24 protein-coding genes are annotated in these 25,270 nt (G+C 58.2%); 8 read left to right on the forward strand and 16 right to left on the reverse strand.

Annotated features, from left to right (window positions below; all coding sequences use genetic code 11):
• Positions 1-360: 360 nt before the first annotated feature.
• Both ACYZT2_RS14140 and ACYZT2_RS14145 read right to left on the reverse strand, forming a co-directional pair.
• On the reverse strand, positions 361-2,106 hold the full coding sequence (locus ACYZT2_RS14140; protein WP_461964841.1) for a phosphoethanolamine transferase CptA: 1,746 nt from the start codon (positions 2,104-2,106) through the stop codon (positions 361-363).
• 425 nt (positions 2,107-2,531) lie between these two features.
• Positions 2,532-2,714: a DUF6026 family protein gene (locus ACYZT2_RS14145; RefSeq protein ID WP_052963391.1), complete on the reverse strand. Its 183-nt coding sequence runs from the start codon at positions 2,712-2,714 to the stop codon at positions 2,532-2,534.
• A gap of 272 nt (positions 2,715-2,986) precedes the next feature.
• Between ACYZT2_RS14145 and gnd the strand changes: the two genes are divergently transcribed.
• Genes gnd through ACYZT2_RS14160 form a run of 3 tightly spaced genes read left to right on the forward strand, consistent with a single transcriptional unit; the run spans position 2,987 to position 6,305 of the window.
• The gene (gene gnd, locus ACYZT2_RS14150) at positions 2,987-3,967 is read left to right on the forward strand and encodes a phosphogluconate dehydrogenase (NAD(+)-dependent, decarboxylating) (RefSeq protein WP_461964844.1); all 981 of its coding nucleotides are present in this window, start codon (positions 2,987-2,989) and stop codon (positions 3,965-3,967) included.
• On the forward strand, positions 3,964-5,487 hold the full coding sequence (gene zwf, locus ACYZT2_RS14155) for a glucose-6-phosphate dehydrogenase (protein WP_461964846.1): 1,524 nt from the start codon (positions 3,964-3,966) through the stop codon (positions 5,485-5,487). Before gnd ends, zwf begins: the two co-directional genes overlap by 4 nt.
• Positions 5,484-6,305, forward strand: a complete 822-nt coding sequence (locus tag ACYZT2_RS14160; protein WP_461964848.1) for an HAD family hydrolase — start codon at positions 5,484-5,486, stop codon at positions 6,303-6,305. The genes zwf and ACYZT2_RS14160 overlap by 4 nt, the downstream gene beginning before the upstream one ends.
• Before the next feature lie 116 nt (positions 6,306-6,421).
• Here ACYZT2_RS14160 and nhaB read toward each other — a convergent pair whose 3' ends face one another.
• From nhaB to ACYZT2_RS14175, 3 genes are all read right to left on the reverse strand, one after another.
• Positions 6,422-7,924: a sodium/proton antiporter NhaB gene (gene nhaB / locus ACYZT2_RS14165; RefSeq protein ID WP_461964850.1), complete on the reverse strand. Its 1,503-nt coding sequence runs from the start codon at positions 7,922-7,924 to the stop codon at positions 6,422-6,424.
• Positions 7,925-8,000: 76 nt separating this feature from the next.
• Complete coding sequence (locus ACYZT2_RS14170; protein WP_461964852.1) at positions 8,001-9,290, reverse strand: hypothetical protein; 1,290 nt, start codon at positions 9,288-9,290, stop codon at positions 8,001-8,003.
• 281 nt (positions 9,291-9,571) lie between these two features.
• Positions 9,572-9,835 carry a hypothetical protein gene (locus tag ACYZT2_RS14175; RefSeq protein WP_460146091.1) on the reverse strand — a complete coding sequence of 88 codons (264 nt, stop codon included), beginning with the start codon at positions 9,833-9,835 and terminating at the stop codon, positions 9,572-9,574.
• A 343-nt stretch (positions 9,836-10,178) separates the two neighbouring features.
• On the opposite strand from ACYZT2_RS14175, the gene ACYZT2_RS14180 reads away from it, so the two are divergent.
• Positions 10,179-11,504 carry a sigma-54 dependent transcriptional regulator gene (locus tag ACYZT2_RS14180; protein WP_461964854.1) on the forward strand — a complete coding sequence of 442 codons (1,326 nt, stop codon included), beginning with the start codon at positions 10,179-10,181 and terminating at the stop codon, positions 11,502-11,504.
• Between the two features lie 69 nt (positions 11,505-11,573).
• Here ACYZT2_RS14180 and ACYZT2_RS14185 read toward each other — a convergent pair whose 3' ends face one another.
• From ACYZT2_RS14185 to ACYZT2_RS14225, 9 genes are all read right to left on the reverse strand, one after another.
• Complete coding sequence (locus ACYZT2_RS14185; RefSeq protein WP_461964856.1) at positions 11,574-12,854, reverse strand: coiled-coil domain-containing protein; 1,281 nt, start codon at positions 12,852-12,854, stop codon at positions 11,574-11,576.
• A gap of 48 nt (positions 12,855-12,902) precedes the next feature.
• On the reverse strand, positions 12,903-13,646 hold the full coding sequence (locus ACYZT2_RS14190; RefSeq protein WP_461964858.1) for a hypothetical protein: 744 nt from the start codon (positions 13,644-13,646) through the stop codon (positions 12,903-12,905).
• A 32-nt stretch (positions 13,647-13,678) separates the two neighbouring features.
• A complete protein-coding gene (locus ACYZT2_RS14195; protein WP_461964860.1) occupies positions 13,679-14,359 on the reverse strand; it encodes a C39 family peptidase in 681 nt (226 codons plus the stop codon).
• Positions 14,360-14,422: 63 nt separating this feature from the next.
• Positions 14,423-15,829 (reverse strand): heme utilization protein, encoded by a 1,407-nt coding sequence (locus ACYZT2_RS14200; protein WP_461964862.1) that lies wholly within the window; start codon positions 15,827-15,829, stop codon positions 14,423-14,425.
• Between the two features lie 52 nt (positions 15,830-15,881).
• On the reverse strand, positions 15,882-16,454 hold the full coding sequence (locus ACYZT2_RS14205; RefSeq protein WP_461964864.1) for an adhesin: 573 nt from the start codon (positions 16,452-16,454) through the stop codon (positions 15,882-15,884).
• Position 16,455: 1 nt separating this feature from the next.
• Complete coding sequence (locus tag ACYZT2_RS14210) at positions 16,456-16,896, reverse strand: hypothetical protein (protein WP_461964866.1); 441 nt, start codon at positions 16,894-16,896, stop codon at positions 16,456-16,458.
• Positions 16,897-17,454: 558 nt separating this feature from the next.
• Positions 17,455-17,979: an AAA family ATPase gene (locus ACYZT2_RS14215; protein ID WP_461964868.1), complete on the reverse strand. Its 525-nt coding sequence runs from the start codon at positions 17,977-17,979 to the stop codon at positions 17,455-17,457.
• Entirely contained in the window at positions 17,976-18,539 is a 564-nt protein-coding gene (gene pnuC / locus ACYZT2_RS14220) for a nicotinamide riboside transporter PnuC (RefSeq protein WP_461964870.1), read from the reverse strand. The genes ACYZT2_RS14215 and pnuC overlap by 4 nt, the downstream gene beginning before the upstream one ends.
• Positions 18,540-18,772: 233 nt before the next feature.
• Complete coding sequence (locus tag ACYZT2_RS14225; protein WP_461964872.1) at positions 18,773-20,407, reverse strand: methyl-accepting chemotaxis protein; 1,635 nt, start codon at positions 20,405-20,407, stop codon at positions 18,773-18,775.
• 292 nt (positions 20,408-20,699) lie between these two features.
• Here ACYZT2_RS14225 and ACYZT2_RS14230 point away from each other — a divergent pair, with 292 nt between their 5' ends.
• Positions 20,700-21,530 (forward strand): undecaprenyl-diphosphate phosphatase, encoded by an 831-nt coding sequence (locus tag ACYZT2_RS14230; protein WP_447790577.1) that lies wholly within the window; start codon positions 20,700-20,702, stop codon positions 21,528-21,530.
• Positions 21,527-21,955 (forward strand): DUF1294 domain-containing protein, encoded by a 429-nt coding sequence (locus tag ACYZT2_RS14235; RefSeq protein ID WP_461964876.1) that lies wholly within the window; start codon positions 21,527-21,529, stop codon positions 21,953-21,955. The genes ACYZT2_RS14230 and ACYZT2_RS14235 overlap by 4 nt, the downstream gene beginning before the upstream one ends.
• Before the next feature lie 6 nt (positions 21,956-21,961).
• On the opposite strand, the gene ACYZT2_RS14240 is transcribed toward ACYZT2_RS14235, so the two are convergent.
• Positions 21,962-22,321 carry an MmcQ/YjbR family DNA-binding protein gene (locus tag ACYZT2_RS14240; protein WP_461964878.1) on the reverse strand — a complete coding sequence of 120 codons (360 nt, stop codon included), beginning with the start codon at positions 22,319-22,321 and terminating at the stop codon, positions 21,962-21,964.
• Positions 22,318-23,226 carry a LysR substrate-binding domain-containing protein gene (locus tag ACYZT2_RS14245; RefSeq protein ID WP_461964880.1) on the reverse strand — a complete coding sequence of 303 codons (909 nt, stop codon included), beginning with the start codon at positions 23,224-23,226 and terminating at the stop codon, positions 22,318-22,320. The genes ACYZT2_RS14240 and ACYZT2_RS14245 overlap by 4 nt, the downstream gene beginning before the upstream one ends.
• Positions 23,227-23,356: 130 nt before the next feature.
• Here ACYZT2_RS14245 and ACYZT2_RS14250 point away from each other — a divergent pair, with 130 nt between their 5' ends.
• Entirely contained in the window at positions 23,357-23,968 is a 612-nt protein-coding gene (locus ACYZT2_RS14250) for an FMN-dependent NADH-azoreductase (protein ID WP_461964882.1), read from the forward strand.
• Between the two features lie 170 nt (positions 23,969-24,138).
• Positions 24,139-25,176 (forward strand): alpha/beta hydrolase family protein, encoded by a 1,038-nt coding sequence (locus tag ACYZT2_RS14255; RefSeq protein WP_461964884.1) that lies wholly within the window; start codon positions 24,139-24,141, stop codon positions 25,174-25,176.
• Positions 25,177-25,270 lie beyond the last annotated feature (94 nt).

Raw genomic sequence — 25,270 nt, forward strand, 5'->3', positions numbered from 1 at the left:
CCCAGGTAAGACCGGCGTGGATTGATGCCTAAGCTGCTACTGGCCTTCGAGGCCTGACTGTAATCGGCATACCACGAGCTTTTCCAATTTTGGCCAGAAGCCGAAGACGGCTTCCACGAATAGGCCTAATACATAGATGCAACAGGGCGACGGTTTTTTCAAAAGCGGGTAGACAGTGGGGGCGAGTCCATACATAGCAGCTGTCGAGCACCGCGAGGCAGCGTTCGGCGGCGAAGCCGTCGTAAAATCGAGCGCTGCGGTCCCTCAGGCACACTGTGCATTCAGGATTTACGACTGCTTTGCAGCCGAACGCAGCCACGCAAGCTCGACAGCTGCTACAGGTCGCGGGTCCCTCAAAAACTACTGCTGAACGACCGCCGGCGTGACAGGCGCGCCTTTGGGTTTCATCAGGCTGAAGTCGATCAATGGCCGCTGCTCACGCTCATAAGGGTTGCCGATCATCAATGGCCGAGGCTTGAAGCTGTCGCTGACCAGGCTTTTACTGCGGTCCAGTTCATCGAAACTCAGGTCTGCCAGATCTGCCCAGGTGTGAATCAGCTGAGAACTGCTGTACGGCCGGCTCAGATCTGCGGCAAAACTCCAGTCATGGGTTTCGCGCCATTTCGGCGAAGCCCAGGCCATGAACGGAATGGTGTACATCGGCGCCGTCGGTTTGCTCTCGTTGCGCCCCAGGGTTTTATGGCCAACCGAGTCGAAGACGTCTTCGCCATGGTCAGAGAGGTACAGCAGGAAGCCGTTCGGATCAGACTTGGCGTAGTCCTTGATCAGGCTCGATACCACGAAGTCGTTGTACAGCACCGCGTTGTCGTAGCTGTTGTACGTGGGCACCTGGTCGTCACGCACGCCGTCCGGAACACCTTTGCGATCAGTGAACTTGTTGAAGGTCGGCGGGTAACGGTACTGGTAGCTCATGTGCGTGCCGAGCAAATGCACAACGATCAGCTTGCGCGGCGCCACGTCGGCCAGCGCCTTGTTGAACGGCTCGATCACATCGCCATCGTACTGGGCGGCGTTCTGGTTGCGGTTGTTGTTCAGGTACACCTGCTCGTCGGCCTGCTGGGAGAAGGTCGTGAGCATGGTGTTGCGCTTGGTCATGGTCTGCTGGTTGGTGATCCAGAAGGTCTTGTAACCCGCCTGTTTCATCATACTGACCAGCGACGGTGTCGACAGGTAGAGGTCGGGGTTTTCTTCGTCGGCGAACGTCAGTACCTGCTGCAACGCTTCGATGGTGTAAGGGCGCGGGGTAATGACATTATCGAAAACCGCCAGTTGATCCTTCAGCTTGTCCAGTTCCGGGGTAGTTTCCCGAGGGTAGCCATACAGGCTCATGCGCTGACGGTTGGTGGACTCGCCGATCACCAGCACCAGGGTCGCCGGCTGATTGGCCATTGAGTCGGTAAGGTTCTTGAGCGGAGCGATTTTGCTGGCGCTGTCGAGCATGGCTTGCATGCCGGCCAGGGTGTCGAGGTAACGGTGATAAGCCACGGCCATCTGCCACGGCACCGCGGGCTCGATGCGGGTTTCGAATTTCTCGAAGCCGCCCGCCAGGCTGCCGGTGCGCAACGTCTGCTTGATCAGCGGGTAACCGACCACCGCCAGCAGAATCGCCGTCGCCGCGACCAGCGCCTGGCCACGTGGCAGGTACACCGGACGCAAGCGGGTCCAGAGGAAATACGCGAACGCGGTATGGGCGAGGAACGCCGCCACCATCCACCAGGCAAAATACTGGGTCATGTATTCGCCGGCTTCAGACACGTTCGATTCGAACATGATGAAGATGACGCTCTGGGAAAATTCCTGCTGATAGATGAAGAAATAACCGAGGCTGGCCATCGAACAGGCCCACAGCACCACGCCGATCAGCGCGGCCATTACACGTGTCTGTTTGGGAAACAGCAACATCGGGGCGAGCCAGATCGCGCTCATCACAAAGGCCTGGCGGAACCCGGTAAAACCGGAGGTGCCCGTCAGCTGAATCAACAGTTGGGTAATGCCCGAAAAATACCAGAAGAACAGAAATAACCAGAGAAATCCTGCCCAATCAAAACCTTTCGCAGACGTTTTGCTGCGTTTAAACAAAGCCATTCAGCACTCCAGCCTGATAATTACTTCGGCCGTCGGCACTCTCCCTGTCGCAGACGAACGGACGCCGCGCGGATACCACCGAGCGGCCACAATGAGCCGGAGTATCGACAAGAAGGTGTGAAAACTTTGTGAGTTGCCGGAAGTGCAGGGACAGCGAGTCGGAAACAACGGGTACGAAACGCTTTTTTGTAGCAGCTGCCGAGCCCGCGAGGCTGCGTTCGCTTGTAGCAGCTGTCGAGCTTGCGAGGCTGCGTTCGGCAGCGAAGCAGTCGTCAAACCAGTACTTGCAGTACGTCAAGCAGACCGAATTAGCCGGACTCACGACTGCTTCGCAGCCGAACGCAGCCTCGCAAGCTCGACAGCTGCTACTGGCGAACGGGCTCGGCAGCTGCTACAGATCGCATTACAGCTTAAGGGGCAGGGGGTCAGGCGTGGGGAGCACGTTGGGTGACAGGCAAGGGCTGAGCCTGATTGCCTTGGGACAGCAGGCGCAATTGCGCGACTTCCCGTTTCAACTGGTCGCGCTCGTCTTTCAACTGGCGCAGTTCATCGCGACGAATCGTGACGTAAAGGGTTTGTGCTGGCAGTGCTGTGTGTACGGTGCCCATTGCTCACCTCGCAAATGGCTGTCTCAACTGTAAGTTGGCTCCCGATTTCGGGTGCTCACTTACTATCGGCGCCAATTTTGATTTCTTTTGCCCTCCAAGGGAACTTTTTTATTTTTCATGGTCGTTGTGTCTTCGGCACGATTCACGACGTTATCAGTCTGGATCGGGCACAATGCCCGGAAACTTCATCCCCATACGCTGGACTAACTCGAATGAGTCGCGTTGGGCTATAACCTTTGACACACTTTATTTGTAGTAGGGAGCATCAGTACATGCAACTCGGGATTATTGGACTGGGCCGCATGGGCGGCAATATTGCGCGGCGCCTGATGCTCAACGGACATAGCACCGTTGTTTACGACCGCAATACTGCCTTTGTCGAGACCCTGGCTAAAGAAGGCGCCACCGGTGTTGCCGACTTGCCAGCCCTGGTCGCTGGCCTGGCCAAACCACGCGCGGTATGGGTCATGCTACCCGCCGGCGCACCGACCGAAGACACCATCGACACCCTGAGCACTTTGCTTGAAGCGGGCGATACCATCATCGACGGTGGCAACACCTTCTATAAGGACGACATCCGCCGGGCCAAAACCCTGTCGGAAAAAGGCTTGCACTACATCGACGTCGGCACCTCCGGCGGCGTCTGGGGCCTGGAACGCGGTTATTGCATGATGATCGGCGGCGATGCCGAGACCGTTAAGCGCCTCGACCCGCTGTTCGAAACCCTGGCCCCGGGCATGGGCGACATCCCACGCACCAAGGACCGTAAGTCCGATGACGATCGCGCCGAGCGCGGTTACATCCACGCAGGCCCGGCCGGTTCTGGCCACTTCGTGAAAATGATCCACAACGGCATCGAATACGGAATGATGCAGGCCTTCGCCGAAGGCTTCGACATCCTCAAGACCAAGGCCAGCACCCATCTGCCGGAAGATCAGCGCTTCGACCTGAATGTCGCCGACATCGCCGAAGTCTGGCGTCGTGGCAGCGTGGTGTCGTCCTGGTTGCTCGACCTGACCGCCGACGCCCTGGCCAGCGACCCGAAACTCGACGGTTACTCAGGCTCCGTGGCTGACAGCGGTGAAGGCCGCTGGACCATCGAAGCGGCGATGGAGCAATCGGTGCCCGTACCGGTGCTGTCGAACTCGCTGTTCTCGCGCTACCGTTCGCGCGGGCAAGGCACCTTTGGCGACAAGATTCTCTCGGCCCAGCGCTTCGGCTTCGGCGGCCACGTGGAGACTTCGAAAAAATGACCCATGTGATCCGCAGGAAATCCAAGGCAGAACCCGCACCGCCTACCACGCTGTTTCTGTTCGGTGCCCATGGTGATCTGGTCAAGCGCTTGCTGATGCCGGCGCTGTACAACCTGAGTCGCGATGGTTTGCTGGGAAATGGACTGCGGATCATCGGCGTTGATCACAACGCCATCAGTGACGAAGCCTTCGCCAAAAAACTCGAAGATTTCATTCGGGCAGAAGTGGCGACCAAGGTCGGCAAGGGCAATCACGCCCTTGATCCGGCGTTGTGGGCCAAACTGGCCAAGCACATCAGCTACGTCCAGGGCGACTTCCTTGACGAACGCACCTACGAAGCGCTGGCGGCGAAAATCGCCGCCAGCGGCACTGGCAATGCGATTTTCTATCTGGCCACCGCGCCGCGCTTTTTCAGCGACGTGGTGCGGCGTCTCGGCGCTGCCGGGTTGCTGCAGGAAACCCCTGAAGCGTTCAGAAGGGTGGTGATTGAAAAACCTTTCGGTTCCGACTTGCACACCGCCGAAGCCTTGAACGCGTGCTTGCTCAAAGTGATGACGGAAAAGCAGATCTATCGGATCGATCACTATCTGGGCAAGGAAACCGTGCAGAACATTCTGGTCAGCCGGTTCTCCAACAGCCTGTTCGAAGCCTTCTGGAACAACCATTACATCGACCACGTGCAAATTACCGCCGCCGAAACCGTCGGCGTGGAAACCCGTGGCAGTTTTTATGAAGTCACCGGCGCTCTGCGGGACATGGTGCCCAATCACCTGTTCCAATTATTGGCGATGGTGGCCATGGAACCGCCGGCCGCTTTTGGCGCCGATGCGGTACGCGGCGAAAAAGCCAAAGTCGTCGGCGCGATCCGCCCCTGGTCGACCGAGGAAGCGCGAGCCAACTCGGTGCGTGGCCAATACACCGCCGGCGAGATTGGTGGCGAGCCGCTGCCCGGTTATCGCCAGGAAGCCAACGTGGCGCCCGACAGCACGACCGAAACCTATGTCGCGCTCAAAGTCATGATCGACAACTGGCGCTGGGTCGGCGTGCCGTTCTACCTGCGCACCGGCAAGCGCATGAGCGCGCGCGACACCGAGATTGTTATTTGCTTCAAGCCGGCACCGTATGCGCAATTCCGCGATACCGAGGTCGATGAGCTGCAGCCGACCTACCTGCGGATCCAGATTCAACCCAACGAAGGCATGTGGTTCGACCTGCTGGCCAAGCGGCCGGGGCCGGCGTTGAACATGGCCAACATCGAACTGGGTTTTGCTTACAAGGATTTCTTCGAGATGCAGCCATCGACCGGCTATGAAACGCTGATCTACGACTGCCTGACCGGCGATCAGACGCTGTTCCAGCGCGCCGACAATATCGAGAACGGTTGGCGCGCCGTGCAGCCGTTCCTCGATGCATGGCAGCAGGACGCGACGCTGGAGAACTACGCGGCCGGCGAAGACGGACCACAGACCGCTGACGAGCTGCTGACCCGCGACGGTCGTGTTTGGCACAGCGTCGGATGAGTGACGTAACGCAACAGCCCATCCGTTTTCTGCTCAGTGACATGGACGGGACGTTACTGCTCCCTGATCACAGCCTCAGTCAGCGCACGATTGAAGCAGTCCGCGCCTTGCGCCAGGCGGGCGTGCTGTTCAGCCTGGCCACAGGGCGTCCGCCCAAAGCCATGTTGCAGCAGATCGAAGCCCTGGGTGTCGATCTGCCGACGGCGGCCTTCAATGGTGGCACCATCGTCAACCCGGACGGCAGTTTGCTGGTTGCGCATTATTTGCCGGCGACGGCAGCGTTGACGGCGCTGACGCTGTTTGCCGATCAGCCGGACATCGAAGTGTGGGTATTCAGTGGCGGCGACTGGCTGTTGAAGGATCCGTACGGCCCGATGGTTCCACGAGAGCAGCATGGTTTGGGTTATCCGCCGGTGGTGGTCGAGAGTTTCGAGCCTTACCTGGCACGCATCGACAAAATCGTCGCGGCCAGCAACAACGCCGAACTGTTGATCGAACTGGAAGCGCAGTTACTGCCCAAGGTCGAAGGGCAGGCGCAGGTTTCACGTTCACAGCCGATCTATCTGGACGTGACGGCGATGCTGGCTAACAAGGGCGAGGCATTGGCGACACTGGCCGAGTTTCTCGGTGTGCCGCTGGAACAGACCGCCGCCCTCGGTGACGGCGGCAATGACCCGGCGATGTTTCACCGGGCCGGGTTGTCGATCGCCATGGGGCAGGCGGAAGAGGCGGTGAAGCGTCAGGCTGACGTGGTGACCGGGGCCAATACCGAAGAAGGCGCGGCCCAGGCGATTGAGCAATACATCCTCCCTCGATAACGACACAAAACCAATGTGGGAGCGAGCCTGCTCGCGATGAGGCCATTTCATTCAACATCGATGTTGAATGAAAAACCGCTATCGCGAGCAGGCTCGCTCCCACATTTTGTTCAGCGTTACAGCCAAAAGCTCACCGCATACCAGCCCAACACGCCCATCACCACGGTGTAAGGCAGCGCCATCCACACCATCCGCCCGTACGACAGGCGAATCAGCGGGGCAATCGCCGAGGTCAGCAGGAACAGGAACGCCGCCTGACCATTGGGCGTTGCCACGCTCGGCAGGTTGGTGCCGGTATTGATCGCAATCGCCAGGGTTTCAAACTGTTCGCGGCTCAGGTGGCCAGAGAGGAACGCCTGTTTCACTTCGGTGATGTAAATGGTCGCCACGAACACATTGTCGCTAATGGCCGACAGCAAGCCATTGGCAATAAACAACATGCCCGGCTGTTGATCTGTCGGCAGCGCCAGCACCCACTGGATCAGCGGCGTGAACAATTGCTGATCATGAATCACTGCCACCACTGCGAAAAACACCACCAGCAGCGCCGTGAACGGCATGGCATCCTTGAAGGCGTTGCCAATGCGATGCTCATCGGTAATGCCCGTGAACGCGGTGATCAGCACGATCACCATCAAACCGATCAGGCCGACTTCGGCGACGTGAAACGCCAGCCCGACAATCAGAATCAGCGCCGCCGCGCCCTGAACCAGCAACGCAGCACGCTGACGTGCAGTGCGTGCGGCGTTGTCTTCGGCGGCGTAGTTGGCCAGCACCGTACGCACGTTGTCCGGCAGTAGCGTGCCATAACCGAACCAGCGCAGTTTCTCCAGCAGCACGCAGGTCACCAGACCGGCTGCCAGCACCGGCAACGACACCGGGGCGACCTTCAAAAAGAATTCGGCGAAGTGCCAACCCATTTCATGGCCGATCAGCAGGTTCTGCGGCTCGCCAACCAGCGTGCAGACACCGCCCAACGCCGTGCCGACAGCACCGTGCATCAGCAAGCTGCGCAGGAAAGCGCGGAACTGTTCGAGATCGGCATGGTGGAGCGTGGGCAAATGCTGGTCATCGCCGAATGAGCTGTCCTGACGCGGATCGTTACCCGAGGCGACGCGGTGATACACCGAATAAAACCCCACGGACGCACTGATAATCACTGCCGTCACGGTCAACGCATCGAGAAACGCCGACAGAAACGCTGACAGGAAACAGAACATCAACGCCAGCAGGGCCTTGGAGCGAACCCCCAACAGCAGGCGCGAGAACAGAAACAACAGCAGGTCTTTCATGAAATAGATGCCCGCTACCATGAACATCAGCAGCAGGATCACCGGGAAGTTATGCACCAGCTCGTCATAGAGTGCCTGGGGCGTGGTCATTTTCAGCAGCAGTGCTTCGACCAGCAGCAAGCCGCCGGGCATCAGCGGATAACACTTGAGCGCCATGGCCAGGGTGAAGATGAACTCCAGCACCAACAGCCAGCCGGCCGCCACCGGCCCGACCGTCCATAACACCAGGGCGTTGAGAATCAGGAAACCGACAATGCTCGCCTTGTACCAGCGGGGTGAGTGCCCGAGAAAGTTGTGCGCGAAGGCCTGGGCCATTGAGCCGGACATCGGCTACTCCTTGTTTTAAGAAGCGCGCAACTTGCCGTAAGAAGAGCGGAAGATCAAGTGCAGGAATGACGTTGGCCTAACACTGATAACGCGCGACGACCGCGCGGCAGTTTCCGTCCAGTGAATAGCCGCCGATGACAATGCAGCCGTCGGCCTGAATCGCCAATGAAGTCGCGGTACGCGGACCGTGACTCAGGCGTGTGCGAAACCAGCCGATGCCCTTGGCAAAACTGCGATCCGGCTGCCCACTGGGTAAATATCGGGCAAAAATGAGATCGACTTCGACCCCGCCAAGCGTCGCTCCGACTGTCAGTACACGCCCGTCCGGCTGAGTCTGGGCGGCGGTCCAGTAGCAGCTGCTACGGCCGACGCCCAATAGCTTTGGCTGGCCACCGTTGCAATGAATATCCGGTCGGCCATTACTGTGTAGTTTCAGAGACAGGCAGTGCATAGGGTCGCGACTGCTGCCAAAGCAATGCAAGTCGCCGTTGTCATGCTGGACGATCTGGCAGACCTGAGTGCTGCGCTCCCGTGCCTTGAAGGTCATGAAACCATCCACGGCGAAGCTGTCGTCCAGTTGGCCATCCGGGTGATAACGCGCCAGCAGGCCTTCCTCGGGAACATTGATTGACCCGCTCACCAGGATCCGACCATCGCGCTGCACCATCAGGCTGTTGAGCCAGGAGTTCATCAACAGGTGCCGGACCATGACGAAACCGCGACCGTTGAAGCTGCTGTCCAGCGAACCGTCGGCGTTGAGTCGTATCAGCATGCCGACGTGATCGGACAGTTCGAAGTGATGATTGGCCAGCAGCAGGATTCGACCGTCCTCCTGCACGCAGACATCGCAGGCTTCGGCGCCCGGCACGCCGGGCGGTAACCAGGCATCGCGAGCGCCTCGGGAAAGATTACCCGGCAGGCGCACCACGCAGCGTCCATGGTCGCCAAAACCCTGGACCGGGCAGCCTTGCTGATCAAACATCGCCAGCGCGGGCAGCGTGCGGTGAGCATTTTCGTAGTGCAGGCCGGCCACCAGAATGTGCCCGTCGGCCAACACCCGCACCTTGCCAGCCATGGCCTCGAAGCCGAGTGCGAACTGTCCGCTGATGCTGCCTTGTTTGCCGAATGCCAGATCCGCCGAACCATCTGCAAGCAGGCGAGCCAGGCCAAAGCGGTGGCCGCCCGGCGTACCGACCTTTGCCGCCACCAGCAACCGGCCGACAGGGTCAATCGCAACGTCATTGGCCATGCTGAAAATACTGCCAGCGAAATACACTTGAGTCTTGCCGGTGCCAGCGAAACTCTTATCGAGTCGTTCGGCGCCATTCACAGTTGCAGGTAAGGCAAAAGCAGTCTGGGGTGACATGCATGCATCTCCTTGCCAGTCGTCCTTATCCGGGTGCCCGGAGGGTGACTACATGAGCAAAACATTCAATCCCTGAATGACTCGGCGCACAACTGTCTTCATGCGCCGGAGGAGGGGCGTTTTGTGCCAGAACAATGTCTTTACGAACCACTGAAAAGCCTGCCAAGTAATCCGGCGGTTAGAAGTTGCAACAGGGGAGGGTATTGGGGCAGCTGACTGTAGAAAATCGTCAACTGAAAAGAAGGGGGCGCGGATTGCCAGGCGGCAATCCGCGAAAACACTTAGTGCGGCATGGACCAGGATTGCAGTGTGTAACCTTCCTGGCTCAACTCGGCACGGGCTTCTTCCAGCAGATGTTCAAGTTGCGCCGGATCGGAATAGGCGCTGCTGGGGATTTGTTTGCGGCTGATGCGCGTGTTGGTACGATCAATGATGGCAAGGCTTAGTTCGCCACCATCTTGTAGAGCCCAGGCCACGCATTGAAAGGGTTGGAATGCGCGGTCGGCAATCAAAAGTGCTTCGTTGATACGGAGCGGGGCGTTCATGGGGTCTTCTCTCTGTATGCCCAAACAAGTGATGTGCCGTCGGTTGGGCTGACCGTTCGGCTGGTTACTTGTACTGATGCCCGCAACCGGGGTTTAGGTCACACACAATCCAAAGAAATTTCAACTTTCTTTCATTGATTCGATAGTCAGGCCCTTTCAGAAAGCTGAATGAAAGGTTCAACTCGTTAGGCAACTAACAAAGTCATTTCTTATAACTAATAAGCAAACAGCCCTATAAGCAATCGATACAAGCCACCGTCAAATTTTTGCTAGTGTTACAACGAAGCCCGCCAAATGACTGTTTTTAATAATATTTCATAAAATTTGGCGTCAAGGAACAGTCATGATTGAAGCGCCTGCCTTACGACGTCTTTTAATAGTGGATCCTTGCGACGATTGCCACCGATTGTTGCCAGGTTTACGCGCCGTGGGCTGGGATGTTGATAGCTGTAACCTGACAAACGCCATTGAACGAACCTGCGATGTCGGCCTGTTGCGTTTGCAGCCATTCCATCTGGAACGCCCGGAAGCCGTCAAGGAATTGATTACCCACAGCGGTACCGAGTGGATTGCGGTGCTGAATCAAGAAGTCCTGCGATTGCAAAATGTCGGGGATTTCGTCTGCGAATGGTTTTTTGACTTCCATACCCTGCCGTTCGATGTCTCACGGGTTCAAGTTACCCTGGGTCGCGCGTTTGGCATGGCACGCCTGCGCGGCCAGGGCACGGTCCATATCGATCAGCCTGAACATGAGTTGCTCGGCGACAGCAAACCGATTCGCGAACTGCGCAAATTGCTCAGCAAGTTGGCACCCACTGAATCCCCGGTGCTGATCCGCGGCGAAAGCGGGACCGGCAAGGAATTGGTCGCTCGCACCCTGCATCGACAATCCCAGCGTCACAGCAAACCATTCGTGGCGATCAACTGCGGCGCGATTCCCGAACACTTGATCCAGTCCGAACTGTTTGGCCACGAGAAGGGCGCCTTTACCGGCGCTCATCAGCGCAAGGTCGGGCGGATCGAGGCGGCCAACGGCGGAACGCTGTTTCTCGATGAGATCGGTGATCTACCCCTGGAACTGCAAGCCAATCTGCTGCGCTTCCTGCAGGAAAAACACATTGAACGTGTAGGGGGGCACCAGCCTATTCCGGTGGATGTGCGGGTATTGGCGGCGACGCACGTCGACCTTGAAGCGGCCATTGAGAAGAAACACTTTCGCGAAGATCTGTACTACCGCTTGAACGTCCTGCAAGTCATCACCGTGCCGCTACGCGAACGCCATGGTGATCTCTCGATGTTGGCCAACCACTTTTCCCATTTCTACAGCCAGGAAACTGGCCGTCGTCCTCGCAGCTTTAGCGAAGATGCGCTGATCGCCATGGGCAAGCACGACTGGCCGGGCAATGTCCGCGAGTTAGCCAACCGGGTACGGCGCGGGCTGGTTCTGGCCGAAGGACGGCAGATCGAGGCGCGAGACCTGGGGTTGATCAGTCAATACGCCACCGCTACGCCGATGGGCACCCTTGAAGACTACAAGACCCGCGCCGAACGTCAGGCGCTGTGCGATGTGTTGAACCGGCACAGCGACAACCTGAGCGTCGCCGCCAGAGTCCTGGGCGTGTCGCGGCCGACTTTTTACCGATTGCTGCACAAGCACCAAATCCGCTAGGGCGCGGTGAAACGAAGAGGCCCGCTGCGACATTCATCGCAGCGGGCCTTTTCCATTGGAGTGTAACGGTTAGAAGTAGTACGGGAATTTCAGGCTGAAGGAAAAGTCTGGCGAGTCGTCGGTCAGGCCAATGGCCAGGTTGGGAACGATCGTCAGGTTATCGGTTGCTGCCAGGGTCATGCCGATGTTGAAGTTGGCCGAGTTGTAATCGCTGTTGGAAATCGATTGCCAGTCGCCACCGTCCGGCTTGATCTTGCTCTTGCTGGCGAACTGATCAGTGAAGGAGAACGACATACTCATCTTCTCGTTCAAGGCGAATGCAATACCGGCGCCGATCTGCCAGGAATCGCCCAGTTTCACGTCCCCGGGCACCTTGGAGTTGACCTGAGGGCTGATGTCGCTGAAAGAGTCTTCCATGTTGTAGGTGTAGGACAGGCTGCCGAACAGCACGGCCGGGTCGAAGCTCTTGACCAGTGAAATACCCGGGGTGATCGACCAGACACCATTGCCGGTAGGCAAGTCCTCGGGTACCGAGAGGTTATCGTTGTTCGGGTCATTGACCAGCTTGATGCCGTAAGGGTCCTTACCGGTCGGCGCCTTGACGCGCAGTGTGAAGACCGCGTCGGGCAGATTGGCCGACTCATCCAGAAACTTGTAAGCCACGCCAACGTTCACATCGCCGATGGTCGGGTCGCGGGTCACGGTTGCGTCCGACGTTACCGGTCCTGCGCCGCCGGCGCCACCGGAGGAATACGTTGATTGGCGATAAACCACGGGGACGTTGATGTCGAACTGCCAACGTTGTCCCGTGTTGTAGCGGGCGGTCAGGTCCAGCGTCCAGTTATCCGCCTTGATACGGTCGAGGTTGATGTTACCGAGGAAGATCGAGTCCAGTGCCAGGAAGCCGTTGAGTACCAATGCACGGGTATCGTAGTGCGTATAGGTCAGGCCGGTTTCGAGGCTGAACTTGCCGCCACCGAAGAAGCCGCTGGCTTCGTCATACAGGTTGGAAACGCTTTGCGCAGGCGCCGAATCATCCTTGAGTGATTGGCCGTATGAACTGCCCGTGGTTCCCGGCGCACCCGCAGCCACTGTCTGACCACTCCTGGGCATTTCCGCGGGGGATTTGGTCAGGCGTTTGGGCGCAGGCGTCGCAGGTGTTTCTTCGACTTGGCGAACGCGTTGCTCGAGTACCATCAGCGCGTTCTGTTGTGCTTCGTAACGCTGTTTCAACTCCATGAGTTCTTGTTTTAGCGCTTCGACCTGGGGATCCGGGGCTGCGTACAGCAGTGTGGCCGGCGCCAGGCTACTCAAACAAACGATAGCTCTGAACGTCAACGATCGGTGCATGGATTAGCCGTCCCTTTTCTGACTACATCTGATGAGACTGAGCGTAGATCAGAATCCTTGAGTGCGAAGACCTTTGAGCTGGTCCAGGTTGCCGTTGAGCGATCCGGCTGTCGCGTTGTCACGCAGCACGACATTGAAGGAGGTGAGGTTGTTGACCTGGTTGCCACCGCCGAGCAAAGTCGTGTTCTGCATCAGCCCGCCCTGGGCCAGGCGTTGTACGGTGCTGCCCTGGTTGTTGTTGGCCACGATGTTGAGTTGCACACCCGTACCGGTCGAGGAAACGCTCAATGAGCCCGCGCCATTGGCGCCGACCAACGTCGAGCCTGCGGCCAACGCCTGGCCCTGCTGTTGCATTGCTGGCGCTTGGCTAGCCTTTGTGACGTTGATATGCACGTTGTTGTAGGCAGCGTTATGGTCGCCGGCAGCACGCACGACTTGAGTGACGCCTTCGGTGCTGTTGAGGCCGTTGCCGCCAATGACTGTACCGGTGCCGGTGCCTTGCGAACTCGTTGAGCCATTACCTTTTTCATTGATCATCGACACATAGAACTGTGGCTGAATGGTCGATTGTTGAATGTGCATCGAGGAAGTTGCCCCGATCACTTCACCGTTGGCATTTTGCCAAGTGCTGGTCATGACAATGCCGAAACTGATGATCCTCCCCGGCATGACATAACGGCCGCGCAGGGTCGCCAACTCATGATCCTTCAGTTCAATGGGTTTGAACGTCTGTGCCTGTGTCGGGAGGCTGGCGGCCAGGCAAACCACCACCAGCCAGTTTGGAGTCTTCATTGGATGCTCCCGGAGCGTCGTGCTCCTTGTTATTAGAAGAAGTCGCTTTGGATGAATCCGAAATCCATCAACTCTGCGTCTCGTACCGGAGTGAAGGTGTTGATGCGGTTCTTGGCGGTCAGTGGCATGGGTGGGTCGAGCAACGCATTGGTTTTGTCGTAGCCCTGGCCGATGACGGCAAAGATGATGCCGTTCCAGCCTTTTACAAAGTCGTCGACTTTGTAGCGTTTATGACCGAGTACCGGATCTCCGATATAGACCCAGCCCTCATGGACTTTTTGCATGACCACAAAATGTTTGTAGCCACGGATATCAAGGAGTACCACAACCGGAATTCTGATTTCGCCCAACGTTTCCGGCGCTACCCGATAGCCACGGGCCCGCATGCCGATACTTTCCACGTAACGCTTCATGTCGAGCATGGAGAAGCCCTGAACGCGGACAAGATCTTGATCGGAGTGTGCCAGCATGCCTTCGATGATCTGTTCTTCATTCGCGTCCAGCCAATAGGCTTGGCGCAAGATGGTCGCCAGCGCAGCTGCGCCGCAACTGAAGTCGGTTTTCTGTTGCACCAGGTCGGCAAATTTACGCTCGCGCATGCTCTGGATCGGCTTGTACACCACCGCGCCGCCCGGCAGGACGGAAAGCGGCATTTGTGCAGCCTCGATCACACTGGCCACGCAAAGCAAAAATGCCAAGGCGATAATGCGCATGGTGGGACGCCTTCTGGTTGTGGTTGAAAAAGGCCCCCGTAAGGGGGCCTCAAGAGACAGCCATTAGAACGAGTTGTTGGAAATGGCCAGCGAGTTGCTTTGTTGGTTGCCCACACCAGCAGCCACGTTGACGCCCAGGTTGCCACTGCCACCATTCACCGAACCGTTCAGGGTTGCAGTGTTGGTCACAGGGTTGGCCCAGCCAGTTGGAGTCAGCACTTGATAGGAGTAGGTGTTGCTCAAATCATAAGAGCTGCTTTCACTGTAGCTTTTCGCGTTTGCGTACTCAGACTCGGACGATTTACTGCCCGATTTTTCGTACGAGGAGGCAGACGATTCCTCGTACGATTTATCGAACGATTTTTCGAACGAGGAATCGCGCGATCTGTCGTACGAGGAGTCGCTCGATCTGTCGTACGAGGAGTCACGCGATCTGTCGAACGATCTGTCTATCGATGCGTCAAGCGTTGCGTCCACCGATGCGTTAAGCGATGCGTCGGAAGAGCGGCTGCGGGTGCGGTCGCCGAAGCCATTATTGAAGGTAGTGGAGCTGGAAGCCGCCGAAGTAGCGTCCAAAGTAGCGCTCAAGGAAGCATTCAAAGAAGCACTCGAAGAACCGCTTGCACTACTGCTGTTGGAACCGCTGGCATTACTGCTGTTGGAACCGCTCGCATTACTGGCGCTAGAGCCGCTTATATCAACGCTTTTGGAACCACTGGCCTCAGAGCTCCTGGAACCGGCTGCATCCCAGCTCGAAGAAGCGCTTTGACTGCCGCTAGCCTCGGAAGCCTTATCGCGAGAGAAATTACCGCTGGCCGTTGTGGTAACGGTTATCGTATCCAGGCGGGTCGTCCGATCAGCGTAGTTATTGACTACCAGGCCAGGACCTTGTTGATCGGCAGAGGCGGTGGCTGTTGCGTTACCGAGCGGGGCATTGGTGTTGGCAATTGCCATGGTATTTTTCTGCTGGTTAAGGTCGCCACCAGCAATGTTGATACCCATATTACCGCTGCCGCCATTACCCGATCCGTTCATTACAGCGGAGGCTGTGCTGCCGAAGTTGTTGACCCTGTTATTGTTGCTGTACTGAGTCACGTCGGCGGTGGCTGTCGCAGTGCCGAACACGAAGCTGTTGTCCTGACTGGAGTTTGAGGCAGCATTTGCGATGGCGGACGCGTTGTCTTGTTGGTTGCCGCTACCTGCAGCCACGTTGACGCCGACGTTGCCGCTGGCGCCTGTGGCAGAGCTGTTCATTTCAGCTTCGTTGATCGTCCCTTCGTTACGGATGCTGTTGTTGGTACTGCTCTGGTTATCCCACGCATCCGCCGTCGCATAGACAGGGATCTTGGTTGGAGGAGGGGTGTGATGGTTGTGGTGGCCATGCGGATCGTTTTGCCCCGCTTGTACAGCAACAGCCATGACCGCAGCAATTGCGAAAACCAGAGGCTTTAGTGCCATCGAAGGTTTCATGGTGATTTCTCCGTACTTATTTTAGGTTAAGTGTTGTATCTACCTTTTTGGGTCAATCCATGACCCGTACGCTCAGGGTGTTGGCCGTTCGGTTTCCCACCCCGGAGCTCTGATTCAACTGGATCACACCACGGCTACCGGTGAAGGCCTGATCGCTGGTAGCGACTTGGCGGTTGCCTGGTGCAGAGTCAGTTGGATCGGAGTTGTTGATCAGCGTCACGTTCTGCTGCATGAGGACGCTGTCGTCGATACTTTGCGGTTGTTTACTGACGCTTATCCGCAGGGCATTGGCTTGCTGGTTGCTGGCGCCAGCGCTCTGGTTGACGCCCAGTACGCCGTTGCCATGGCTGAAGGAGTCGCCTTGAATGCTGGATCGAGCATCGATGCTGGGGTCGACCTGCGTACGCAGCCGTTGGCGAATCTGTGTGGTGGCGCTGGCGTTGTCGCCAACCGCAATGGCCCGGGCGTTGGCCTGTTGCAGCTGATCGCCCGCCGCCTGGTTGACCGAGAGGTTGCCCTGGTGCTGCATGCCCGAACCGTCGATTTCTGCGTTATTGATGACGGGAGGCTGGGCAAAGGTCGATGCACTGCAAAACATCGCAATCATCAGCAGCGTACGATTCATCTTAACGGTCTCCCGTTACGACTTTCAGAGCACCCAGGCCTTGCTGGATGTTTGAATTGACCATGTTGGCAATACCGTTGCCCGAATTTCCCGAACGTCCAGCGGGGAGGTTCGAAAGCTGGGTCTGGTTGGTGAAATCGCCGCCCAGGTTGTTGTTGGTGCCTTGAGTGACCAGGTGGGAGATGCCTGCACCACTGGCGACGTTGGCAAAGTCGCCGTCGCTCAATTCGTTCGTTTGTCTGAGAACTTGTTTGGACGGGTTGGCATTGGCGGTTGTGGGGCTAGGGTCGGGAATCACCGGGGCACGCGTTGCCATGCGCGGTTGGACATCACGCTTGATAACAATGATGCCGTTGTCAGCCTGTACGGGCAGGCTGACACTTGAGCCCAGTGCGCATCCAATCAGCAGGAGGATATAGATGCTGTTATCAAATGTCCCCACGGCGGCAATTCCTTCTTTATTGTGAGCTGGCCCTAGTCAGCCTTGTGAAGGAGGGAGCGAAAGCTGTGCCGGTTTTTGATTGTTGTTTTTATTCAGAGGGTTATCGATCAAGGCTAGTGGATCGATGAAGTGCGGTGTTTCAGGGCTGAGACGACCGCCGGGACGGTAATGTGATAGGAGATCGCAATAGCAATGGATCCACGCTTTGTCCGGGGATGTATCAGCGCTTTAACATATCGCGTGACAAAACGATGACCAGCGTTGGAGCGGGCTGTTCGAGGGGGAGGGGTGTTTCAGAAGCGGACGTATTTGCAAAGATACTGCAACAAATACTCGGGTATTTGGCCGGTGCCAATCCGTTAAGCAATTTCAGCAGCGACGCGCTCTTTGTAGCAACTGCCGAGCTCGCGAGGCTGCGTTCGGCTGCGTAGCAGTCGTAAAATCAGAGAATGCGGTTTGTCAGGTAAGCCGAGTTAGCCGGATTCACGGCTGCTACGCAGCCGAACGCAGCCTTGCGAGCTCGGCAGCTGCAGATTGGGTGTCTCGGCCCCAATAAGGTCAGTGATCGAGCAGTGACGCGACGGCTTGTAATGCCTGAAGCCGGCGTTCGGCCCAATCGCCCTGAAGCACTTGAACAGGCTGTCGATGCTGTTCCAGCCATGCTTGAGTCGCGTTGAAAAAAGCCCGGCGTTCCTCCAGCTCGGGCTGACACCGTTGACCGTCATCGGTCCAGTTGACCTGTTCGGGCGACAGCAGCAAGTGCAAGTCATAGTGCCGAGCCAGCAGGGTCTGCTCAAGCCAGGCCGGGCAATCGCCAAACAGGGTTTGGCTCCAGAGCATGTTGCTCAGCAAGTGAGTGTCGAGAATCAGCAACGGCGGCCCAAGGGCACGGGCGTCGTCCTCCCATTGCAGCTGACCGCGAGCGATTTCGGGGATATCGGCCGGGCAGGTGTCTCGCGCTTCCTGCTCAATGAACCAGCGCACGTATTCGCCCACCAGAACACCGCCGAATTGCTGTTGCAGTTCGGCCGCCAGCCAGCTCTTGCCACTGGATTCAGGCCCCGTGAGCACCAGTACTTTCATGTGCGCAACGCCGGATCGACGCGCCACGTCCGCCAGCCGTACACAGCCAACAGTGCGAATAAACCGTAGAGGCCGGCGGTGAGGTACATCGCTTTATAGACGAAGAGGCCAACAAAGATGATGTCCAGCGCGATCCACAGCGGCCAGCATTGCAGACGTTTTTGCGCCATCCATAACTGCGCCACCAAACTGAAGCCGGTCAGTGCCGCATCGAGCCAGGGCTGGGCAGCATCGGTCCAGTGGGCCATCGCGGCGCCGAGCAGCAAACTGCCGACTGCGCCGACGGCCAGCCCGAGCGCAATGGATTTGCCATCGAGCAGGGTGACATGCCGCTTGCCATGAGTCGCGCTCCCCTGAGTCCACTGCCACCAGCCGTAGATCTGCAAACCGGCGTAGATCACTTGCAGCAGCATGTCCGAATACAGCTTCACCTCGAAAAAGACCCAGCTATACAGCAGCACCATGACCAGACCGATCGGCCAGCACCAAGGGTTCTGTCTGACCGTCAACCAGACGGCAATCACGCCGAGGGCGGCAGCAAACAGTTCAAGCCCGGACATGGAGGTTCCTTGGTGTCGTAAAAAAGAGGGGGGCGAATTGTACCCGGATTGTGGGCAATGGGCTTGTTGTGGGGAAGAGGGGGCTTGCCAATGCCAGTCAATCAAATGTAATCCCTGTAGGAGCGAGGCTTGCCCGCGAAGAACGATGACGCGCAGTACCTGAAAAACCGCGGTGCGTTCTTCGCGGGCAAGCCTCGCTCCTACAGGGGGCAATGCCGGATGCTGGGACGGAGTTACACCCGAAACTGCTTCAGCAACCCGTTCAATTGCTCGCTCAGTTCCTTGAGGTGAACGCTCGCCACGCTCGACTGTTCGGCCGCCAGTGCGGTGCTGTGGGACAACCCGGCGGCCTGGGTGACGTTCTGATTGATGTCTTCCACCACGTGGGCCTGTTGCAAGGTCGCACTGGCAATCGATGCGTTCAACCCGTTGAGGTTGCGCAAGGCCTGGCCGATGGCATTCAGGCTGGCGCCCGCCAGGCCGGCCTGCTCGATGGTCAGTTGCGAGGCACGGCTGCTGTCGCCGATCACCTTGACCGCCGCTTCGGAATGACTTTGCAGGCGTTCGATCATCGATTGGATTTCCGCCGTCGACTTCTGAGTGCGCTGGGCCAGCAGGCGCACTTCGTCGGCGACCACCGCAAACCCGCGGCCTTGCTCGCCGGCCCGGGCGGCTTCGATGGCGGCGTTGAGGGCCAGCAGGTTGGTTTGCTCGGCGATGGAGCGGATCACTTCCAGAACGCTGCCGATTTGTGTGCTTTCGGCGGCCAGGGTACGAATCACTTCGACGGCTTGATCGATGGTCGACGACAGTTTGTCGATCTGCTGCAAGCTGCCGTCGATATTCACCTGCCCCTGTTGCGCCTGAGACTCGGCATTGCGCATTTCGCTGGCCGCGTGCTCGGCGTTTTTGGCCACATCCTGCACGCCGTAGGTCACTTCATTGATCGCAGTCGCTACCAGTTCCATCTGCTGGGACTGCTGCTGGCTGCGTTGCTGGGCTTGCGCGGCATCGTTGCCCAGTTCATTGGAAGATTGGCCCAGCGCGCTGGCGGAGGTTTGCAACTGACTGATCACCAGGCGCAGTTTGGCGGTAAAGGCGTTGAAGTGCCGGGCCAATTGCGTGACTTCGTCCTGGCCGTGGGTATCGAGGCTGCGGGTCAGGTCGCTTTCACCGCTGGCGATGTTGGCCATGGCGTTCACGGTTTCCTGCAGCGGGCGCACGATGCTGCGGGCAATCATGATCACCAGCAATGCCATGATCAGGGCAATCACCAGGCCCACGAAAGACGCCTTCCAGACCTGCGCATAAAACTCGGCCTGCATGTCATCGATGTACACGCCAGAACCGATCACCCAACCCCAGGGCTCGAACAGTTTCACATAGGAGGTTTTTTCCACTGGCGCACTTGCGCCCGGTTTCGGCCAGCGGTAGTCGACCATGCCGGCACCCTTGGCCTTGGCAATGGCGACCATCTCGTTGAACAGCGCGAAACCGTCGGGGTCGCGGATCGTCGAGAGATTCTGGCCATCAAGTTTCGGATTGGTCGGGTGCATGACCATGACCGGCGTCAGATCGTTGATCCAGAAATAGTCATTCTGGTCGTAGCGCAAGCCGCGCACGGCGTTCAGTGCCTGTTTTTGCGCGGCGTCGCGGGTGAGGGTGCCAGCGGTTTCCAGGCCGTGGTAATAGGTGAGGATGCCACTGGCGGTCTGCACCACGTGCTGGGTCTTTTGGACCTTGGCCTGATAGAGGTCCTCGTGAATCTGCTTGAGCATCAACACGCCCAACGTCAATAGCATCACCACGGCCACGATCAAGATGAGCCACAAGCGTCGGCTGATCGACACACTGCGCAAGCTGTTCATAACGCTGTTACTCCGGTTTCTTGTTCTTGTCATAAACGATCGCCAGCATCCAACCACACTTTGCCGATCGGGCCTATGCGACTCAGGTCCTATTACGCGGCAGCGTAAATGAGGCATGTCTGATAGGATTTCGGCCCCGCACGAAAAAACCTGAGCCCAAGTCTTTTTTCACGCAAATTTTACGGTTCTGCGTGAATCTTGCGCACGCGGGGATTCAGCTGAGGTTGATCGCAGTTAACGCTTATGAATTATTAACGGAGCATGCCTGGGGGCATTGCTTCTTGGGGGATTGATGGATCTTTGGACGGCCTTTCAGGCATTGATTTTAGGCGTGGTAGAAGGGCTGACGGAGTTCTTGCCCATTTCCAGTACCGGGCACCAGATCATTGTGGCGGACTTGCTCAATTTCGGTGGCGAGCGGGCCATGGCCTTCAACATCATCATTCAGCTCGGGGCGATCCTGGCGGTGGTCTGGCAGTTTCGCCGCAAGATCTTTGACGTGGTTATCGGTTTGCCGACGCAGCCCAGCGCTCGACGCTTTACCGCGAACCTGTTGATTGCCTTCCTGCCGGCCGTGGTATTGGGGGTGATTTTCGCCGATTTGATTCACGAGTACCTGTTCAACCCGATTACCGTGGCCACCGCCTTGGTCGTGGGCGGGATCGTCATGTTGTGGGCCGAACGCCGTCAGCATGAAGTGCATGCTGAAAGTGTCGACGACATCACCTGGAAAGACGCCCTGAAAGTCGGCTTCGCTCAGTGCCTGGCGATGATTCCGGGGACCTCGCGTTCCGGTTCGACAATCATTGGCGGTTTGCTGTTCGGGTTGTCGCGCAAGACGGCCACCGAGTTCTCGTTCTTCCTCGCCATGCCAACCATGGTCGGCGCGGCGGTGTACTCGGGCTACAAATACCGCGATCTGTTTGTGCCGGCGGATTTTCCGGTGTTCGCCATTGGCTTCATCACGGCCTTCATCTTTGCGATGATCGCCGTTCGGGGCTTGCTCCTGTTCATTGCCAGTCACAGCTACGCGACATTCGCCTGGTATCGCATTGCGTTCGGTCTGGTGATCCTGGCCAGCTGGCAGTTCGGTTGGGTCGACTGGACAGCGGTCAAGCCATGAACGATTCCAGCGCGCGCAACAACGCCGGGCGCAAGTCCGGGGGCGCCATTCAGAACCTGCGGCTGAAACTGCTGGTGTTCGTTGTGCTGTGCGCAGTGCCGTTGTTTGGCTCGGTGTCGCTGTGGCTGCGCGGGGTGTCGGTGATTCCCCTGGCGGCCTATGGCATCGTCAGCGTGCTGGCGTTTTTCCTGTACTGGAGCGACAAGCACAAGGCCCGCGCCGACAGTTGGCGCACGCCGGAAAACGTCTTGCACGCGGTGGAGTTGGCGGGTGGTTGGCCGGGCGCCTTGCTGGCCCAGCAAGCGTTTCGGCACAAGACCCGCAAAGTCTCGTTTCAGTTGGTGTTCTGGTTCATCGTGCTGATGCATCAGGGGTTTTGGATCGACCAGCTGTTTCTTGGCGCTCATCTGTTCGCGCTGTTTTAAAGCACCTTAAAGCAGCAAACCGACCTGCGTGCGCTTGGGCAACTTGCTCACCACCAATTGGTGGGAACGTTGCAGCAAGCCCTGCAGCTCTTCGGCGCCCAGCGGGTAGGGCGTTTCCATGATGATCCACTGGGCCCGGGCCAGATACGGCGCCGGGTGAATGCCCGGCCGGTCGCAATGGCCCAGGAACAGGTCCTTGTCGACCTTGAAAGCCAGGGACTGTCCTCGCAGGTTCTGCAAGGCGAACATCTTGTTCCCCGCAATCGAAAACACCCGCACGCCACCCCACTTGTAATCCTCCCGCGCGCCGGGCAACGCCAGGCAGTATTGCGCGACGTCCTCTTCGCTCATTCGTCCCGCTTTCATAACAGTCTGTCCCCGCAAACATTGAATGATTCGATCAAATGGTCGATCCAGGCACGCACCGCCGGCATCACCCCGCGTCGATGAGGGTAGACGGCTTGCAGCCAGCCGCCCGGCAATGACCAGTCGGGCAACAGTTGCACCAGCGAACCGTTTTCCAGCTCTTGCTCGCAATACATCATGGGCAGCATGGTAAAGCCCTGGTCGTTGAGGGTGCAGGCTTTGCGCACGATGAAATCTTCGCAGCCCAATCGCGCTTCGAGGCTCAGGTCGTAGCTTTTGCCCTGTTGATCAAGCATGCGAATGTGCACCATGCGATCGGCTTCCAGAGCGCCGAGCACGGGCAGGTTTTTCAGGTCTGCGGGATGATTGATTTGACGTCCGAGCAAAAATGCCGGGCTGGCAACCATCAGCATTTGGGCCTGACGCAGGCGGCGGGTAACCAGCAATGGATCTTCATCACCCAGATCCCGCACTCTCAAGGCGACGTCGATACCCTCGTTGATCAGGTCAACCCGACGGTTGAGCAGCATGACCTCCAGCTGAACCTGAGGGAATTTCTCCAGGAAGCTACTGATCACCCCAGGCAGCATTTGGTGAGCCAACCCCACGGGGCAGGACACTCGCAAGCGTCCCCGGGGTTCGCTGGACATGCTGGCCACCGCTTCGTCGGCCATCTCGGCCTCCAGCAGCATCGCCTGACAATGCCGCAAGTACCGCTCGCCCACGGCGGTGAGGTTGAGTTGGCGGGTGGTGCGTTGCAGCAGGCGCGCGCCCAGGCGATCTTCCAGCTCGGCGATGCGTCGCGAAAGCCGCGACTTGGGAATCCCCAATAAACGCCCGGCCGCCGCGAAGCCACCGGCTTCGACCACTTTGGCGAAGTAGTAGAGGTCATTAAGGTCTTGCATTGATTTAAGCTCGACTGTTCTATCAGTGGGACGAACTATCGCATTGTTACCGACTAATCAGCCATTGGTTTCGTCGGTAGGATTGTCTCCATCAGATCGCCGGTGGCGATCCTCACCTTGGAGATCCCACATGAAATTACTGCATATTGATTCGAGCATTCTGGGTGACAACTCGGCTTCCCGTCAGTTGAGCGGCGAAGTCGTCAAAACCTGGCAAGCGGCCGAGCCTGGCGTTGTGGTGACTTACCGCGACCTGGCCGCCGATGCCATCAGCCATTTCTCCGCCACCACCCTGGTCGCCGCCGGCACCGCCGCTGAACTGCGCAACGCCGCGCAACAGCACGAAGCCGATCTGAGCGCGCAGGCTCTGGCTGAATTCCTCGCCGCCGATGCCGTCGTGATTGCCGCGCCGATGTACAACTTCACCATCCCGACCCAACTCAAGGCCTGGATCGACCGCATCGCCGTGGCCGGCCAGACTTTCCGTTACACCGAAGCCGGCCCTGAAGGCCTGTGCGGCGGCAAGAAAGTGGTGATCGTTTCGACCTCCGGTGGTCTGCACGTTGGCCAGGCAACCGGCGTAGCCCACGAAGATTATCTGAAAGTGCTGTTCGCCTTCATCGGCATCACCGACATCGAGTTCGTCCGCGCCCATGGTCTGGCCTACGGTGATGAAGTGCGCACCAAAGCCATGAGCGACGCTCAAGCGCACATCAGCGAGCAATTGTTCGCCGCCGCGTAAGGCGTGCGTAAAGACGTCAAACAGCTCAGGCAACACCCCTGAAACTCTGTATTCTGGTCATCGTGATGGCCAGGTACGGAGTTTTTTGTATCTGGCGGTTATCCGTTTCTGGCCCAGGTTATGCAGTCGATGGCTAACATCTGTGGTCAGGTAACAGGATGGGGCATCCCATGGTGCGTCTTTGTGCAACGCTACTGATTTGCCTGCTCGGCAGTCTGAGTTTGGTGCACGCCGCGTCTGCGCCGCATCCTCACTGGAGCGTCGGTTTCCATGAGATGACCTTCCACGATCCGCTGGACTTGCGGCCGATGCGTGCCATTGCTTTTTACCCGTCCAGTGAAAAGGAACATTTCAGCACGCTCGAGGGCTACACGGTCGAAGCGGGTGAGAACACCAAAGTCGCCATCGGACGTTTTCCGATGCTGATGCTGTCCCACGGCAACACCGGAACCCCGCTGGCCCTGCACGACCTCGCCACCTCATTGGCACGCAAGGGCTTTGTGGTGGTCGCGGTGATCCATCCCGGCGACAACTCCAAAGACCACAGCCGTCTCGGCACCTTGAGCAACCTTTATGGGCGGCCGATCCAGATTTCCAAAGCCATTACCGCGACCTTGGGCGACCGGATGCTCGCGCCTTTCGTCAATGCCCAGCAGGTCGGGGTGATTGGCTATTCGGCGGGCGGTGAAACTGCGCTGATCCTGTCCGGCGCCACCCCGGATCTGAATCGCCTGCGCCGTTATTGCCAGGAGCGCCCGGATGATCACGATGCCTGCAACACGCAAGGCGAACTGATTGTCGATCGTGATGATTTGCAGCCAGTGGCAGACCCGCGCGTGCATGCCTTGCTGCTGATGGCACCGCTGAGCTTGAAGTTCGGCCGACATACCCTGGCCGACGTGCATGTGCCGGTGCTGCTGTACAGCGGCGATGGCGACAAACTGGTGGCGTTCGACAAAAACGCCGCAGCGCTTGCACGCAAACTGCCGACCGCACCGGACTTCAAGTTGCTGGCCGGGGCAGGGCACTTCGTGTTCCTGGCGCCGTGCAACGAAGAACAGATCGCCGCCATGCCGGCGCTGTGCACCGATGCCGACGGCGTCGACCGCAAGGACATTCACCGCAATATGATTTCCGAAGCCGGACGGTTCTTCACCCATGCCCTGGGCAAACCCACCCGCGCCGGCATGCAAACCGCAGATCAATAGATTCCCCGGAACCCCTGTGGGAGCGGGCTTGCTCGCGAATGCGGTGGGTCAGACACATTAATGTCGACTGACACGCCCTCTTCGCGAGCAAGCC

The organism is Pseudomonas sp. MDT1-85, from assembly GCF_054898065.1.

Coding starts and splice junctions, on each gene's coding strand:
- ACYZT2_RS14140 (WP_461964841.1), bottom strand. CDS start 2,106: ATGGCTTTGTTTAAACGCAGCAAAACGTCTGCGAAAGGTTTTGATTGG.
- ACYZT2_RS14145 (WP_052963391.1), bottom strand. CDS start 2,714: ATGGGCACCGTACACACAGCACTGCCAGCACAAACCCTTTACGTCACG.
- gnd (WP_461964844.1), top strand. CDS start 2,987: ATGCAACTCGGGATTATTGGACTGGGCCGCATGGGCGGCAATATTGCG.
- zwf (WP_461964846.1), top strand. CDS start 3,964: ATGACCCATGTGATCCGCAGGAAATCCAAGGCAGAACCCGCACCGCCT.
- ACYZT2_RS14160 (WP_461964848.1), top strand. CDS start 5,484: ATGAGTGACGTAACGCAACAGCCCATCCGTTTTCTGCTCAGTGACATG.
- nhaB (WP_461964850.1), bottom strand. CDS start 7,924: ATGTCCGGCTCAATGGCCCAGGCCTTCGCGCACAACTTTCTCGGGCAC.
- ACYZT2_RS14170 (WP_461964852.1), bottom strand. CDS start 9,290: ATGTCACCCCAGACTGCTTTTGCCTTACCTGCAACTGTGAATGGCGCC.
- ACYZT2_RS14175 (WP_460146091.1), bottom strand. CDS start 9,835: ATGAACGCCCCGCTCCGTATCAACGAAGCACTTTTGATTGCCGACCGC.
- ACYZT2_RS14180 (WP_461964854.1), top strand. CDS start 10,179: ATGATTGAAGCGCCTGCCTTACGACGTCTTTTAATAGTGGATCCTTGC.
- ACYZT2_RS14185 (WP_461964856.1), bottom strand. CDS start 12,854: ATGCACCGATCGTTGACGTTCAGAGCTATCGTTTGTTTGAGTAGCCTG.
- ACYZT2_RS14190 (WP_461964858.1), bottom strand. CDS start 13,646: ATGAAGACTCCAAACTGGCTGGTGGTGGTTTGCCTGGCCGCCAGCCTC.
- ACYZT2_RS14195 (WP_461964860.1), bottom strand. CDS start 14,359: ATGCGCATTATCGCCTTGGCATTTTTGCTTTGCGTGGCCAGTGTGATC.
- ACYZT2_RS14200 (WP_461964862.1), bottom strand. CDS start 15,829: ATGAAACCTTCGATGGCACTAAAGCCTCTGGTTTTCGCAATTGCTGCG.
- ACYZT2_RS14205 (WP_461964864.1), bottom strand. CDS start 16,454: ATGAATCGTACGCTGCTGATGATTGCGATGTTTTGCAGTGCATCGACC.
- ACYZT2_RS14215 (WP_461964868.1), bottom strand. CDS start 17,979: ATGAAAGTACTGGTGCTCACGGGGCCTGAATCCAGTGGCAAGAGCTGG.
- pnuC (WP_461964870.1), bottom strand. CDS start 18,539: ATGTCCGGGCTTGAACTGTTTGCTGCCGCCCTCGGCGTGATTGCCGTC.
- ACYZT2_RS14225 (WP_461964872.1), bottom strand. CDS start 20,407: ATGAACAGCTTGCGCAGTGTGTCGATCAGCCGACGCTTGTGGCTCATC.
- ACYZT2_RS14230 (WP_447790577.1), top strand. CDS start 20,700: ATGGATCTTTGGACGGCCTTTCAGGCATTGATTTTAGGCGTGGTAGAA.
- ACYZT2_RS14235 (WP_461964876.1), top strand. CDS start 21,527: ATGAACGATTCCAGCGCGCGCAACAACGCCGGGCGCAAGTCCGGGGGC.
- ACYZT2_RS14240 (WP_461964878.1), bottom strand. CDS start 22,321: ATGAAAGCGGGACGAATGAGCGAAGAGGACGTCGCGCAATACTGCCTG.
- ACYZT2_RS14245 (WP_461964880.1), bottom strand. CDS start 23,226: ATGCAAGACCTTAATGACCTCTACTACTTCGCCAAAGTGGTCGAAGCC.
- ACYZT2_RS14250 (WP_461964882.1), top strand. CDS start 23,357: ATGAAATTACTGCATATTGATTCGAGCATTCTGGGTGACAACTCGGCT.
- ACYZT2_RS14255 (WP_461964884.1), top strand. CDS start 24,139: ATGGTGCGTCTTTGTGCAACGCTACTGATTTGCCTGCTCGGCAGTCTG.